15 protein-coding genes are annotated in these 13,348 nt (G+C 69.0%); 4 read left to right on the forward strand and 11 right to left on the reverse strand.

The genetic code is table 11. From position 1 onward, the window contains the following. Nucleotides 1–79: 79 nt before the first annotated feature. From gnd to EV138_RS08475, 3 genes are all read left to right on the forward strand, one after another. Nucleotides 80–1,522, forward strand: coding sequence for an NADP-dependent phosphogluconate dehydrogenase (gene gnd / locus EV138_RS08465; RefSeq protein WP_133977847.1), 1,443 nt, complete (start codon nt 80–82; stop codon nt 1,520–1,522). A 114-nt stretch (nt 1,523–1,636) separates the two neighbouring features. Next, nucleotides 1,637–2,137 carry a DUF6319 family protein gene (locus EV138_RS08470; protein WP_133977848.1) on the forward strand — a complete coding sequence of 167 codons (501 nt, stop codon included), beginning with the start codon at nt 1,637–1,639 and terminating at the stop codon, nt 2,135–2,137. A 407-nt stretch (nt 2,138–2,544) separates the two neighbouring features. Beyond that, complete coding sequence (locus EV138_RS08475) at nt 2,545–3,081, forward strand: DUF6817 domain-containing protein (protein WP_133977849.1); 537 nt, start codon at nt 2,545–2,547, stop codon at nt 3,079–3,081. 10 nt (nt 3,082–3,091) lie between these two features. On the opposite strand, the gene EV138_RS08480 is transcribed toward EV138_RS08475, so the two are convergent. The 11 genes from EV138_RS08480 to EV138_RS08530 form a co-directional block, all read right to left on the reverse strand. Continuing rightward, nucleotides 3,092–3,433 (reverse strand): hypothetical protein, encoded by a 342-nt coding sequence (locus EV138_RS08480; protein WP_166678531.1) that lies wholly within the window; start codon nt 3,431–3,433, stop codon nt 3,092–3,094. A 254-nt stretch (nt 3,434–3,687) separates the two neighbouring features. After that, complete coding sequence (locus EV138_RS08485) at nt 3,688–4,410, reverse strand: PIG-L deacetylase family protein (protein ID WP_133977851.1); 723 nt, start codon at nt 4,408–4,410, stop codon at nt 3,688–3,690. A 19-nt stretch (nt 4,411–4,429) separates the two neighbouring features. Further along, entirely contained in the window at nt 4,430–5,731 is a 1,302-nt protein-coding gene (locus tag EV138_RS08490) for a D-arabinono-1,4-lactone oxidase (protein WP_133977852.1), read from the reverse strand. Further along, entirely contained in the window at nt 5,728–6,882 is a 1,155-nt protein-coding gene (locus EV138_RS08495) for an amino acid deaminase/aldolase (protein ID WP_133977853.1), read from the reverse strand. The genes EV138_RS08490 and EV138_RS08495 overlap by 4 nt, the downstream gene beginning before the upstream one ends. Before the next feature lie 43 nt (nt 6,883–6,925). After that, the gene (locus EV138_RS08500) at nt 6,926–7,669 is read right to left on the reverse strand and encodes a hypothetical protein (protein ID WP_133977854.1); all 744 of its coding nucleotides are present in this window, start codon (nt 7,667–7,669) and stop codon (nt 6,926–6,928) included. A gap of 23 nt (nt 7,670–7,692) precedes the next feature. Continuing rightward, complete coding sequence (locus EV138_RS08505; RefSeq protein ID WP_238158017.1) at nt 7,693–9,069, reverse strand: M15 family metallopeptidase; 1,377 nt, start codon at nt 9,067–9,069, stop codon at nt 7,693–7,695. 83 nt (nt 9,070–9,152) lie between these two features. Then, nucleotides 9,153–10,271 (reverse strand): succinyldiaminopimelate transaminase, encoded by a 1,119-nt coding sequence (gene dapC / locus EV138_RS08510; protein ID WP_133977855.1) that lies wholly within the window; start codon nt 10,269–10,271, stop codon nt 9,153–9,155. A gap of 22 nt (nt 10,272–10,293) precedes the next feature. Then, nucleotides 10,294–10,767 (reverse strand): MarR family winged helix-turn-helix transcriptional regulator, encoded by a 474-nt coding sequence (locus tag EV138_RS08515; RefSeq protein WP_238158018.1) that lies wholly within the window; start codon nt 10,765–10,767, stop codon nt 10,294–10,296. Nucleotides 10,768–10,780: 13 nt separating this feature from the next. Then, on the reverse strand, nt 10,781–11,119 hold the full coding sequence (locus tag EV138_RS08520) for a GroES family chaperonin (RefSeq protein ID WP_255513653.1): 339 nt from the start codon (nt 11,117–11,119) through the stop codon (nt 10,781–10,783). Next, nucleotides 11,116–11,379 carry a DUF3618 domain-containing protein gene (locus EV138_RS08525; protein ID WP_133977856.1) on the reverse strand — a complete coding sequence of 88 codons (264 nt, stop codon included), beginning with the start codon at nt 11,377–11,379 and terminating at the stop codon, nt 11,116–11,118. The genes EV138_RS08520 and EV138_RS08525 overlap by 4 nt, the downstream gene beginning before the upstream one ends. An 87-nt stretch (nt 11,380–11,466) precedes the next feature. Further along, on the reverse strand, nt 11,467–12,510 hold the full coding sequence (locus EV138_RS08530; protein WP_133977857.1) for a glucose 1-dehydrogenase: 1,044 nt from the start codon (nt 12,508–12,510) through the stop codon (nt 11,467–11,469). A gap of 161 nt (nt 12,511–12,671) precedes the next feature. On the opposite strand from EV138_RS08530, the gene bcp reads away from it, so the two are divergent. After that, nucleotides 12,672–13,139, forward strand: a complete 468-nt coding sequence (bcp, locus tag EV138_RS08535) for a thioredoxin-dependent thiol peroxidase (protein ID WP_112249141.1) — start codon at nt 12,672–12,674, stop codon at nt 13,137–13,139. Nucleotides 13,140–13,348: the final 209 nt, after the last annotated feature.

A 13,348-nucleotide genomic window follows, 5' to 3' on the forward strand; every position in this document is an offset into this window, starting at 1 on the left:
CCCGCTGGAGGGCGGGGTTGCCCGAGGCGACAGACTGGTTCCGCACGCAGCTTCCAGCACTCACTCCGCAGGAGATTCCATGAGTTCAGCTCCAGCCCAGATCGCTGTCACCGGTCTCGCGGTGATGGGCCGCAACCTGGCCCGGAACCTGGCCCGCAACGGCTTCCGGGTCGCCGTCCACAACCGGTCGAAGGCCCGCACGGACGCGCTGATCGAGCAGTTCGGGCACGAAGGCGAGTTCACCGCGGCGGACGACCTGCCCGCGCTCGTCGCGGCGCTGGAGCAGCCGCGCAAGATCATCATCATGGTGAAGGCCGGCGAGCCGACCGACGCCGTGATCGAGGAACTGGTGCCGCTGCTGGACGAGGGCGACATCGTCGTCGACGCCGGCAACGCGCACTTCGCCGACACCCGGCGGCGCGAGGACGCCCTGAAGGCCAAGGGCCTGCACTTCGTCGGCGCGGGCGTCTCCGGTGGCGAGGAAGGCGCGCTGAACGGCCCGAGCATCATGCCCGGCGGTTCCACCTTCGCCTACTCCGCACTGGAGCCGATGCTGACGAAGATCTCCGCGCACGTCGGCGGCGAGCCGTGTTGCGTGCACGTCGGTCCCGATGGCGCCGGGCACTTCGTGAAGATGCTGCACAACGGCATCGAGTACGCCGACATGCAGCTGATCGCCGAGGCGTACGACCTGCTCCGGCACGTACTCGGCCTGAGCGCGCCCGAGATCGCCGACGTGTTCCGCGAGTGGAACTCCGGCGACCTGGAGTCGTTCCTGATCGAGATCACCGCCGAGGTGCTCAGCCAGGTCGACGAGTCCACCGGGCAGCCGTTCGTCGACGTCGTCCTGGACCAGGCGGAGCAGAAGGGCACCGGCCGCTGGACCGTGCAGGTCGCACTCGACCTGGGCATCCCCGTCAGCGGTATGGCAGAGGCCGTGTTCGCTCGCTCGCTGTCCGGCGACGTCGTACGCCGGCAGGCGGCGGCCGGCGTACTAGCCGGGCCGTCGTCGGACGCCAAGCTGGACGTCGACCGGGACGCGTTCATCGAGGACGTCCGGCACGCGCTCTACTCGTCCAAGCTGGTCGCCTACGCGCAGGGCTTCGACGCGATCCGAGCTGCTTCGGACCAGTACGGCTGGGACATCGACCTGGGCGCGATGGCGAAGATCTGGCGCGGCGGCTGCATCATCCGGGCCCGCTTCCTGGACCGGATCAAGGAGGCGTACGACCGCGACGCCAACCTCCCGTCGTTGCTGGTGGACGACTACTTCAAGGACGCGGTCGTGAGCGGTCAGGACGCCTGGCGCCGCGTGGTCGCGGCCGCCGCCACGGCCGGCGTACCGGCTCCTGGCTTCTCCGCGGCACTTTCGTACTACGACGGCCTGCGCGCCGAGCGGCTCCCGGCTGCGCTGATCCAGGGGCTGCGCGATCTCTTCGGGGCGCACACCTATCACCGGATCGACCGTGAGGGCGCGTTCCACCTGGACTGGTCGGGCGATCGCAAGGAGCAGCCCGCCTGACCTTCCCGGTTGCGGCGAGGCGATTGGCGCTGGGGGTCGAACGTGTGTTCTAATACACTCTCAGCGCCAGCCCGCTCCGGCGGGGACATGTTACTCAGGGAGATCGCCGCAACGATGACTGTAGACACCTTCGCAGCAGAAGCTCAGACCGACGTCGTCGACACTCCCGACGCGGTGATCGATACTCCGGCCGAGACGGCGGAAGCTGTCCCGTCAGCTGCTGACACGGCAACGGAAACCGACTCCGCGCCGGCCGCCGACGCTGCCGACGCCGAGGTCGAGCCGGCCGCCCCGGTGGCCGAGAAGCCGAAGCGCGCGCCGGCCAAGAAGGCCGCGCCGAAGAAGACCAAGACCCTCGAGCTCACCCTGACCGTCACCGGCACCGCCGACGGCGAGTGGAAGGCCGAGCTCAAGCAGGGCAACAGCTACATCGCGAAGAACCTGCTGGTCGCCGCCGCGGCCGTCTCGCGCGCGGCCAAGGAGCTGCACGAGGACCTGTCCGGCCCGATCGACGAGGTCATCGACGCAGCCCGCGAGCAGCAGGCCGCGAAGGTCGCCGCCCTCGAAGCCGAGCTAGAAGCAGCCCGCAAGGCCCTCGCCGAACTCGACGACTGAAACCGCCAGCCAGTCGCACGTCGTCCGCGGGGTGCGATTGGTCGACCGCAAAACAGCCGCTCGCCCTTCCCGGGGGGCGGCTCATAGACCCTCACCTGCAGTGCGCCATCTGGTGTCGGCGTTGGCGGACCAGTGCTTCCCTCACTCGTCCGCCGGACGTGCCGCATGGGGTGGTGTGTGCTCGTGGGTTTCCCGAGGTTGGTGTCAGAGGCGTCCGGCATCGAGGGCCTCGGGAGAGGTGAATGAGGAGGTGCCGGATCGGTGACTTGTAGGTGCCCGTTGGGTGACCGCAGTGTGACCGATCCGGCACGCCGCATCACTGGGCGGCGGTGCACAGCAGGCCGTACCTTGGGTGCCTGGGCCGGTCCAGTCAGGGCCCTGACCACTCCGAAGCCAGAAGGGGTCAGATGAGCACCTTCCAAGACCTTGGATCGATGTTGCTGGTCCGCGGTGCGGACGAGCTGGACCACGCGGGCGGCACGCTCTACGTGCATCTGCACCGGGTCGCGAAGCGGCTCACCTCGCTCGGCGCCTCCGACACCTTGGCACTCGCGGGGCTCGCGCACGCGGCGTACGGGACGGACGGGTTCCCGACGCATCTGTTCGACTGGCAGACCGAGCGCTCGGTACTGGAGGCGGTGATCGGCCCCGAGGCGGAGCTGCTCGTCTACCGGTACGGTTCCTGCGACCGGGAGTCGAGCTGGCGTGATCTCGCCGAGCACCGCACGGTCACGGACCGCTTCACCGGTACGGCGGAAGAGCTGACCGACGACGAGCTGCGGGACTTCGTCGACCTGACCATCGTCAACGAGCTCGACGTGCTCGACCACGCGCCGGACCTGGAGACCAAGCTCCGCCCGTATCTGCAGGAACAGGTTCTCCGCTGGCAGTCGCTGGCGTCCCAGGCAGTCCTCGCCGACGCCAAGCGAGCCCTCGAGCTCTGACAGAACCGCTTCAGTGGTGGGCGAAGCCGCGCATCGCGCCCAGCATCAGGCCGAGGAACGCGACACCGAGGCCGGCGGCGCCGCAGACCCACAAGGGGACATCGGTGAGGACGGCCGTGCCCGCGAAAGCCAACGGGCCGAGGTAGGCACCGTCGAGACGGCGATGCCGGCGAACCCACCGCAGTACGGCGGGAATCGGCATCCCGACCGGGGCGAGCAGAACGAAGGCGACGAGACCGACCAGAGGGCTGCGCTGACTGAGAACCAGCGCCGAGAGCAACAGCCAGCACAGCGGGCCGAAGACGAGCAGCCACCAAGGTGGCTGCCAGGTCTCAGCAGCCTCGACTTCCATCGCGGCCGGCTTCCCGGCTTCGCGGTGAGCCCTCCAATGCGCCGTCCGCGACCGGTCGGTTCGGTCGACGCCTCCAGACCACTCGGGCAGGGGTCGGAGCAGCCGCACGGAGGCGCCGGAGTCGTCTGATCTCATCGCCCGTCCGATCCTCGAGAGTCCTGGAAGCTGCGCTGTCACCTACCTCCGAGTCTGCCAGGTTCGCAGCTCGCTCCCGGAGAACACCAGGTGGACAACACATGATCGGTCGGTGCGGATCAGACGGTGAACACCTCGAACGGCGCCGCGTAGGTGGCGCCGAGTCGGGTGCCGGTACTGCGGGAGATGCCTTCGAGGAACTCCGCCGGGTCGAAGTCCGGCCAGTTGAGACCCTCGATGTAGGCCTTGTGCGCCTTCAGCGACTCGACCCCGAGGTCGAAGGTCTCGGTGGTGTCGACCGCGTGCTTGCTGTTCGGTGAGCCGCCCGCCCAGACCTGACGGACGCCGTTCCAGCGCTGGCCGTCGTCGGGGAAGATCCACCGGTTGGCGGCGTCGCGCACCGCGTCCAGGGTGGCGCGGCCGGTGTTCATGTGGTCGGCCTGGTTCAGCAGGGCGTCGCCGTCCCAGGTGTCGCGGAAGTTGTTGGTGATGACGATCTCGGGCTGGTGCCGCCGGATCGCCTGCGTGATCAGCCGGCGCAGCGGTACGCCGTACTCGATCGTGCCGTCGGGCTGGCCGAGGAACTCGACCGTGTCGACGCCGACGATCCGGGCGGACTCGATCTGCTCCGCTTCGCGCAACGGGCCGCATTCGGCCGGCGCGATGCCGTCGATGCCGGCCTCCCCGGAGGTGAGCAGGCAGTAGACGATCTCCTTGCCCTGGGCGGTCCAGCGCGCGATCGCGGCGGCGGCGCCGAATTCCAGGTCGTCGGGATGCGCGACAACGGCGAGGGCCTTGGTCCAGTCCTCGGTCAACGGCTCGAGCGGCTCAGGTGCGGTCATAGCACGAGGCTATGCCCGGCTAGGGGCCGAACACCTGCCGGGTGTAGGGGTTGCTGAACGTACGCCGCGGGTCGAGGCGATCCCGAACGGCGAGGAAGTCGTCGAAGCGCGGATACCGCTCGCGGAACTGGTCCGCGCCGAGCGTGTGCAACTTGCCCCAGTGCGGCCGCCCGCCGAAGGCACCGGCGATCTGCTCGAACGCGTCGAAGTACCTGTCGTGCGCCAGCCGGTGGTACTGGTGGATCGCGACGTACGCCGTGTCGCGGCCGTAGGCGGTCGACAGCCAGATGTCGTCCGCCGCCGCGACCCGGACCTCGATCGGGAAGGGGATCCGCTCCCCCGACCCGTCGATCCAGGCCCGCAACTGCTGGACCACCTCGACGACATGCTCCCGCGGTACGGCGTACTCCGACTCCCGGAACACCACGTTCCGCTCCGAACAGAACACCTTGTACGACGCGTCGACGTACTCGCGGGCGGACAGCGCGCGCGACGCCAACTGGTTGATCCGCGGCACCAACGCGGGCCGGCGGACCGCCAGCCGGTTGGTGAGTTCGAAGACCCGGTTGGACAGCAGTTCGTCGTCGATCCAGCCGCGCAGCCGGCCGACCGGCGCCGGACCGACACCGGCGGCGACCCGGTTGTTGCGTTTGGTCAGCGCCAGGTCGGTGTGCGGGAACCAGTAGAACTCGAAGTGATCGTTGCCGTCGGCAAGTTCATTGAAGCCGTCGAGCACCTCGCCGAGCGGCAGCGGCATCTCCTGGGCGCGGAGCAGGAAGGCCGGAACGCACTGCAGCGTGACGGAGGTGATGACACCGAGCGCGCCGACCGAGACGCGCGCCGCGGCGAAGACGTCGGGGTTCTCCTCCGCCGAGCAGTGCAGGACCGAGCCGTCCGCGGTGACCAGTTCGAGCCCGACGACCTGGGTCGCAAGGCCGCCGAGCTTGGCGCCGGTGCCGTGCGTGCCGGTGGAGATCGCGCCCGAGATGGTCTGCTTGTCGATGTCGCCGAGGTTCGCCATCGCCAGGTCGAAGGACGCCAGCCCGGCGTTGAGTTTGGCCAGCCCGGTGCCCGCGCCGAGAGTGACCCGGCCGCTCGCGCGATCGGCCGTGGTGATCGAGGCGAGTCCGTCCAGCCGGATCATCACCTGCTCCGGCACCGAGCAGCCGGTGAAGGAGTGGCCGGAGCCGACCGCCTTGAGCAACTTGTTCTGCTCGGCGGCCGCCTTCACCACCGCGGCCACCTCGTCGGTGGACGCCGGCCGCAGCACCTCCACGCCGGTCGCCGTCTCGGTGCCGGACCAGTTGCGCCAGGTACTCATCCGAAGTTCTTCCCCTCGCCCCGATACGTCACGAGCTCCGTCAGCTCGGTGCCGTCGATCGCGTACAGCCGGTCGAATCGTTCCAGCAACTCGCCTGCCTTGGCATAGCGCATCCAGACCCGGTCGCCGATCCGCAGGCCTCGCGCCGATTCTCCCTGTACAGGGGTCTGTACCTCCCCCGCCCCCTCGGTGCCGAGCAGGCCGAGCCCGGCCGGCCAGGTCGGGGACGGCTGCCGCGACTTCTTCGCTGGGCCGGACGCGATGTAGCCGCCGCCGAACAGGGTCGCGATCCGCGGGGCCGGCCGGCGGACGACCCCGAGCGCGTAGGCGACCGCGTGCTCGGGCTGGAAGACGTCGTACTTGTCGAACAGCGTGGGGCCGTAGAGCCCCGAGCCCGCGGTCACCTCGGTGACGGCCGGGTCGGCGCTGCTGATCTCGAGGCTGCCGGTGCCGCCACTGTTCACCAGCCGCAGCGGTGCGACCTGCTTCACCGCGTCGACAACCAGCCCACGCCGCTCGGACAGCTCGGCGGCGGACCGGCGCTTGACCCAGCGAACTGCGGGTGACGTGTCCGGCAGGCCGGCGATCTGCGCCTCGTAGAACATCACCCCGACCAACTCGAACGCGTCATCGGCCGCCACGGTGTGCGCCAGCGTGAGCACCTGCTCCGGGGTACGCAATGGCGAGCGCCGTACGCCGAGGTGCTGGCCGAAGATCCGCAGTGAGGCGTCGACGTCGAGGCAGACCTGGATCCGCTCGCCACCGCCGGTGGTCGCCTTGATGAACTCGAGGTGCTGGACGTCGTCGATCATCAGAGTGATCCGCGCGGCCGCTTCGGCATCGGCGGCCAGTTCGCGCAGCGCCGCGCGATGCACGGTCGGGTAGCCCATCAGGATGTCGTCCACGCCGTTGCGGGCCAGCCAGAGCGCCTCGGGCAGCGAGTACGCCATCACGCCGTGGAAACCGGGCCGCTGCAGCGCCTCGGTGATCAGCGCACGGCAGCGCACCGACTTGGAGGCCACCCGGATCGGCGTACCGGCGGCGCGGCGGACCAGATCGTCCGCGTTCCGGCGGAAGGCGGCCAGGTCGACCACCGCGTACGGCGGTTCGAGGTCGGCCGTCAGTCGCCCATAGCTGTCGAAGTCGCCCATGTCAGGAGTTTACGACGGCAAAATACTGAAAGGTAGTGCATCTTTAGCGCAGATCGATCACAGCTTCCAACTCGGGTACCACGGAGTGCGACCAGTCGGCCTGCTCGTCGGGCTTGGCGGTCTGCTGCGCCAGCAGGGCAACCGTCGAGCCCTGCACGAGGGAAACCTCGACGAACGCGTCAGCCCCGACATACCGCCGTACGGCGCCTGCCGCGGTGTCCGTCGACCACAAGGGCTGGACTGTCAGGCCACCGCCGTCACCGCAGCCCTTCATCCGGGCCTGGTAGCCGGTGAAGTACGCCTTGGCCTTGGTCGCGTCCGCGAACCGTAGGACCAAAGCATTGGCCGGCTGGTTCGCGCCGGTTCGATATGAACCCTGCAGGGCGTGCAGAGGGATCGGCAGCGAGCCCTTCGGCGGCGGATTTGCGCACCCGACGGGCAGGGCCTCGTAGGCGGCCTGGTGTCCGTCACGACGCCTGGTCCACGTGTCGTTCCCCAGGAAGCCCTGCTCCGAGCCGCCCGGATCGGTGTAGGTCTTCCAGCCTTGGCCGAGCTTCTCCGGTGCGGGAAGGTTCTTCGCGGACACGGGACCTGCAGAGGCAGGCGGTGGTGCCGTGGCTTGCTCCGGCAACTGCGGTGGCTTGGCAGCATCGGTCGGGTCCGTAGTACCGAGAGTGCTCGTCGGCACCGGCACTGTGCCGCCGACCGTGCTGGGGATCGGTGTGGTCGGTGGTGGCGGCTCTCCCGAGGCCGCGCTGTTGCTGCACCCCACCAACAGTCCCAGCACGGCTACGGAGGCTAGGAGCGGCTTCACTTCGGTTCGAAGTGCTGGTAGTCGGGCTTGCTCCAGTTGGCTCCCCAGAAGTAGCCCTGGCCGATCAGCGACCTGGTGGTCGTGCTGCTGGAGAAGAGCATGCCCGGGCGGACCGCACTGCGATTGCGGTAGCTGAGGCCGTTGGACGGGTACCAGACGTTGTTGGCCGCGAGGTACGGGTTCTCGACGGTGTTGATGTCTATGGCGAAGCCGTACGAGTGCGGCGAGAGCGAATACGGATCGCCGGTCACCTGACGGCAGTTGAAGGCCGAGGTGTTGTCGGCGGCCATCGAGGTGACGTCGTTGCCGCCGAACACGTCGACGCGCTGCATCCGGCGGATCGGGAAGTGCGCGTTGAAGCTGGCGGACCAGACGCTGATCATCTTCTGCACGGCCGCGTCGCGCAGGATCAGCTCACCCTTGTGGACGAGCCCGTCGAAGCCCCAGTAGTTCAGGATCAGCAGCCGCAGCGACGACGGAGCGACCGGGCAGCCGGAGCGATAGGTCTTCGGCACCATGCTGGCGGCGACGGCGAAGACCTTCGGGTTCAGGGCCGCCTTGATGACGAAGCGGGCCGAGGCCGACACCTCGACCGCGGTGGCCGCAACCCCGCGGCTGACCACCCGCACCGTCCGGGTGTGCGGGAAGTTGTCCGGGATCGGCAGGTGGAAGTAGCCGTTGGCATCGACCTTCGTACTGGTCAGCCAGCGCCAGGTGCCGTTCCCGAGCAGGTCCTGGAGGACGACTTCGAGCCCCGGCTCAGCGGGTGTGGTGTGCCCATAGGCGGCGACGCCGGTGAGTGTGATGTACGACGGCGACGGGGCGTTGAGCACGATCTTGCGATCCTGCGCGGTGCCGATGCGGGCCGGCGAGATGGCCGGCGCCCCGTAGAACTTGGGCCCGATCACCGCGCGGAAGGTCGTGTGGATCGGCGTGGTCGGCGTGTAGGTCATCCGGTACGCGCCGCCCGTGGTGGTCTTCGTCGAACTGCGCAGCGTCCAGCCGCTGGGCAGCGCCTGCCAGAGCGAGATGTACCAGCCGACTGCTCCGCTGCTGACCTTGCCGGTGAACGTCATCGGCCGGTCCTCCCAGGAGGTGGCCGGCTGGTCGAGCAAGATCGACAGCGGCTCGGCGGCCGCCGTACGGGGTGGTGTCGACGGAGCCACCGTCGGCGTTGTCGTAGGCATGGTCGGCGGTGTCGAGGTCACCGTGGCCGGAGGTTCTGAGGCCGGCGTGATCGGTGGCGTGGCCGTTTCCGTCGGCGTACTGGCGACCGGTGTCGACGGACTCGGGTCAGCTTGGGCAGCCGCCGGGAACAATCCGGTCAGCAGAGCCGCCGTGACCGCGGCAACCCCCAGCGTGCGCAGGTTCATGGCCGTCCTCCCCCTCAGAAGAAGCCCGGGTAGCTCCCACTACCTACCTAGATGCTTCTACCGGGGAGGACGTCACACTTTCGTCAAAGGTTCGCCTGTTCCTGCAGTCTCTTCACCGCCGCGTCGATCCGCTCGTCGGTCCCGGTCAGCGCCACCCGGATGTGGCGTTCCCCTGCTGTGCCGTAGAAGGCACCCGGCGCCACGAGGATGCCGCGGTCCGCCAACGCGGCGACGGATTCGTACGAGTCGTACTCCGGATGCTCGGCCCACAAGTAGAGGCCGCCCTGCGACAAGCTGATGGTCCAGCCGGCGTCGGTGAGCGCCTGCCGCAGTACGGTCCGGCGACGGAGGTACCGGGCGCGCTGCTCCTCCACGTGAGCGTCGTCGGCCAGTGCCGCCGCCATCGCCGCCTGGATCGGTGCGGGCACCATCAGGCCCGCGTGCTTGCGAACCGCGAGCAGTTCGGCAACGACGGCCTCGTCGCCGGCGACGAAACCGGCGCGGTACCCGGCGAGGTTCGACCGCTTCGACAGCGAGTGCACCGCGAGCAGGTTGTCGAACGAGCCACCGCAGACCTCGGGATGAAGCACCGACACAGGCTGCGCGTCCCAGCCGAGCTCGATGTAGCACTCGTCGCTCACCAGGAGCACGTTGTTCGCACGGGCCCACTCGACCGCAGTACGGAGGTCTGCTGCTGAAGTGATCTCACCTGACGGGTTCCGCGGCGAGTTGAGGTACGCGACCCGCACCGGACCGTCGTACGTCGTGGGGTCGGCGACCGGCACGCTCGTAGCCCGGGCCAGCGCAGCGCCCGCTTCGTACGTCGGGTAGGCGAGGTCGGGGATGAGCACGGTGTCGCCGGAGCCGATGCCGAGCAGCGTCGGCAGCAGCATGATCAGTTCCTTCGTGCCGATCACCGGCAGTACCGCGGTCTGCGGATCCACTCCCGGCACTCCCAGGCGACGGGCCATCCAGTCGACCGCGGCCTGCCGCGCGGACGTAGTACCGAGTGTCGTCGGGTACGCCGGTGCGTCGGCCGCTGCAGCGAGTGCCTGCTTCACCAGGTCGGGCACCGGGTCGACCGGGCTGCCGATCGACAGGTCGACGATGCCGTCGGGGTGCGCCGCCGCCTTCTGCTTGTAGGGGGCGAGCTTGTCCCAAGGGAAGTCGGGCAGGCGGCTGGAAGTGGGTGCGAAGGTCACCCTGGCATTCTCCCCCGCCGGGTCAGCAGCCGCGGCCGGGGTCCACCTTCTGCAGGATCTGATCCCCGATGGTTTTCAACTGGCCGAGCTGCTCCGGGGTCAGTGCGTCGATGACGTACTGACGGACCGTCGCGACGTGACCGGGTGCGGCCGCGACCAGCTGCTCGTAGCCGGTGTCGGTCAGGGTCGCGACCGTGATCCGGCCGTCCGCGGCCGACGGGCAGCGGTGCACGAAGCCCCGCTGCTCGAGTCGCTTCACCACGTGCGAGAGCCGCGACAGCGAGCCGTTCGCGAAGCCGGCCAGGTCGCTCATCGGACGGGACCGCCCTGGCGACTCGGACAGCCCGGCCAGTACCAGGTACTCGAAGTGGCTCAGACCCGAGTCGCGCTGCAACTGGACGTCCAGCGCGGCGGGCAGCTTGAACATCAACCCGGCCAGCGTCATCCAGGCCTGCAACTCGTCCGGCTGCAGCCAGCGCACCTCGTCGTCCCCCACGGGACCATCGTATCTACAGGTACAGCCCGGTCTGGCCGTCCTCGAGGCGGCCGGCCGCGACCGCGTGCAGGTCGCGCTCGCGCAGCAGGACGTAGTCGTCGCCGCGGACCTCGACCTCGGCGCGGTCCTCCGGGTCGAACAGCACCCGGTCGCCGACCTCGACGGTCCTGACGTTGGCGCCGACGGCGACCACCTTCGCCCAGGCGAGCCGGCGGCCCATCTGCGCCGTGGCCGGGATCAGGATGCCGGCCGAGGACTTGCGTTCGCCCTCGGTCTCGAGGGCGACCAGCACCCGGTCGTGCAGCATCCGGATCGGCAGTTTGTCGTCGTCGACCCGCTTGCGAGGAGTCACCGGCGACCCACCAGCCGGCGGATCAGCAGCAGGACGGCGATGACTCCGACGGCCGCGCCACCGACCGCCACCAGCTTCTGGGTGCGCAGCTGACCGCGCTCGTCGAACACCTGCGCCTTGGCCTGCTCGACCTGCCGCCTGGCGACGTTCTTCGGGTGCGCCCGGTCGACCAACTCGTCCACGGTCGAGGCGAGTCGCGCGCGGGTGGCGGCGATGTCCGCCTCGATCTGCTCGGCGGTCCGAGCCTTCGTGTCCGACACCTGTCCGACGCTCCCTTCGACTGTTGCGGCCTTGCGGGCCTTCGCCGGGATGGCCCGGGAAGACCGTTCTGTTCACATCCTTGCAGGTCAGGCCTGCAGGTCCACGACCACCTTGATGTCGTCGGGCTCGCGGATCAGCGCGGACGGCCAGTCCGACAGCGGAACGGTCCGGGTGACCAGGCGTTCGAGCCAGTCCGGATCCGCCGCCCGCAGGACGTCCACCGCGTCGGCACAGTGTCGTTTGGCCGCGTTCACCGATCCGACCAGGACCGCGTTGCGGACCACCAACTGCCGGATCAACGCATCCATCCGTACGTCGATCGACGACGGCCCGGGCGAGATGCCGGTGAGGCACATGACTCCGGCCGGTGGCAGCAGGTTGGCGCAGTCCACCACCAACTGTCCCGCGCCGGTCGCCTCGATCACCACATCGGGAGTGACGTCCAGCTCTGCCAGATCGGTCAGATACTGCCCACCCAGGTCCCGCACCAACTGCGGCTTCGGCCCATCGGTCGCCCGGTCGAGTACATGGACGGTATGGCCGCGCTGGGCAGCGATCAGCGCAGCCAGCAGGCCGATCGGTCCGGCCCCGGTGACGAGCACGTGTTCGGGCCCAAACCACGAGCGGTCGCCGACCTGGTCGATCTGGTCCCATGCCTTGGTCAGGATGCTGGCCGGCTCCACGAGTACGCCGAGCAGGCCTAGCTCCGCGGGCACCGGCACCGCGTAGTACGGGTCGATGCGCCAGCGTTCCGCACCGTACCCGTCCATCTCCTTGATGCCGCGTTCGGTGTAGCGGCCGTTGCGGCAGAAGTCCCACTCGCCGCGTGCACAGGCCGGGCACGGGGCCGGATCGGGGCGGCGGACGATTCCCATCACCAGATCGCCGGCGCTGACGCCGGCACCCGGCGGCGCCTCCAGGACGCGGCCGAGCGACTCGTGGCCGATCACGAGCCGGTCCGCGCCGGGTCGGCCGGTACCGAACTCGCCGGCGACCATCTCGTGGTCGGTGCCGCAGATCCCGGCCAGCACACCCTCGACCAGGATCGAGCCGTCGCTGAGCGGCGGTTCGGAGACCTCTCCGAGAGAAGCAGAGTTCGCCTTGCCCGGTACGACCGTCATTGCCCGCATGCCGTCCACTCCACCCCGCGCGGAATGCTTCACGCAAGTTGCCCCGCCGCCCGCCGGGTTGTGACGCGAGCGGCTGGTGGGGCCGCTGAGACCGCCTGCGGGCGGCGGACCGGCGTACGGCAGAATGTCGGACAATCAACCGCGAGCGATGGGGGAACCCGATGTCCGAGCGTCTGACCGTCGGCGACACCGCACCCGACTTCACCCTCCCCGACGCCGACGGCAACGACGTCTCGCTGGCCGGCCTGCGCGGCAAGAACGTGATCGTCTACTTCTACCCAGCCGCGATGACGCCCGGGTGCACGAAGCAGGCCTGCGACTTCCGCGACTCGCTCGACTCCCTCGCGGCGCACGGGTACACCGTGCTCGGGATCTCCCCGGACAAGCCCGCCAAGCTGGCCAAGTTCCGCGAGCGCGACGGCGTCACCTTCCCGTTGCTGAGCGACCCGGACAAGACCGTGCTGACGGCGTACGGCGCCTTCGGCGAGAAGACCATGTACGGCAAGAAGGTGACCGGCGTGATCCGGTCGACCTTCGTGGTCGACCCGGACGGCAAGATCGCGGTCGCGCAGTACAACGTGAAGGCCACCGGCCACGTCGCCAAACTCCGTCGCGATCTCGGGCTCTGACGACCGGTTCCGAAAAGCCAACCTTTTCCCGAGCGGCCGCGTCCGTAGTACCGATCCTGTTTGTCAGGACATCGAGCGAAGGGAAACCCTCGACCGTTTCATGGGCCTGGTCCATGGAACGGTCGTTTGAGCGAACCGATTGATGTGATTTGGATCACACTCCGATCTCACCTGATCGGAGCGGCGAGGCTACCCTCCGTGAGCTTTTC

Origin of the sequence: Kribbella voronezhensis (assembly GCF_004365175.1) — a bacterium.
Taxonomy (GTDB): Bacteria; Actinomycetota; Actinomycetes; order Propionibacteriales; family Kribbellaceae; genus Kribbella; species Kribbella voronezhensis.

Bases quoted from the DNA above. Each gene is read 5' to 3' on its own strand.
- EV138_RS08505 (WP_238158017.1), bottom strand. From the start codon at position 9,069: ATGAACCTGCGCACGCTGGGGGTTGCCGCGGTCACGGCGGCTCTGCTG.
- EV138_RS08495 (WP_133977853.1), bottom strand. From the start codon at position 6,882: ATGGGCGACTTCGACAGCTATGGGCGACTGACGGCCGACCTCGAACCG.
- EV138_RS08490 (WP_133977852.1), bottom strand. From the start codon at position 5,731: ATGAGTACCTGGCGCAACTGGTCCGGCACCGAGACGGCGACCGGCGTG.
- EV138_RS08470 (WP_133977848.1), top strand. From the start codon at position 1,637: ATGACTGTAGACACCTTCGCAGCAGAAGCTCAGACCGACGTCGTCGAC.
- EV138_RS08475 (WP_133977849.1), top strand. From the start codon at position 2,545: ATGAGCACCTTCCAAGACCTTGGATCGATGTTGCTGGTCCGCGGTGCG.
- EV138_RS08480 (WP_166678531.1), bottom strand. From the start codon at position 3,433: ATGGAAGTCGAGGCTGCTGAGACCTGGCAGCCACCTTGGTGGCTGCTC.
- EV138_RS08485 (WP_133977851.1), bottom strand. From the start codon at position 4,410: ATGACCGCACCTGAGCCGCTCGAGCCGTTGACCGAGGACTGGACCAAG.
- bcp (WP_112249141.1), top strand. From the start codon at position 12,672: ATGTCCGAGCGTCTGACCGTCGGCGACACCGCACCCGACTTCACCCTC.
- EV138_RS08530 (WP_133977857.1), bottom strand. From the start codon at position 12,510: ATGCGGGCAATGACGGTCGTACCGGGCAAGGCGAACTCTGCTTCTCTC.
- gnd (WP_133977847.1), top strand. From the start codon at position 80: ATGAGTTCAGCTCCAGCCCAGATCGCTGTCACCGGTCTCGCGGTGATG.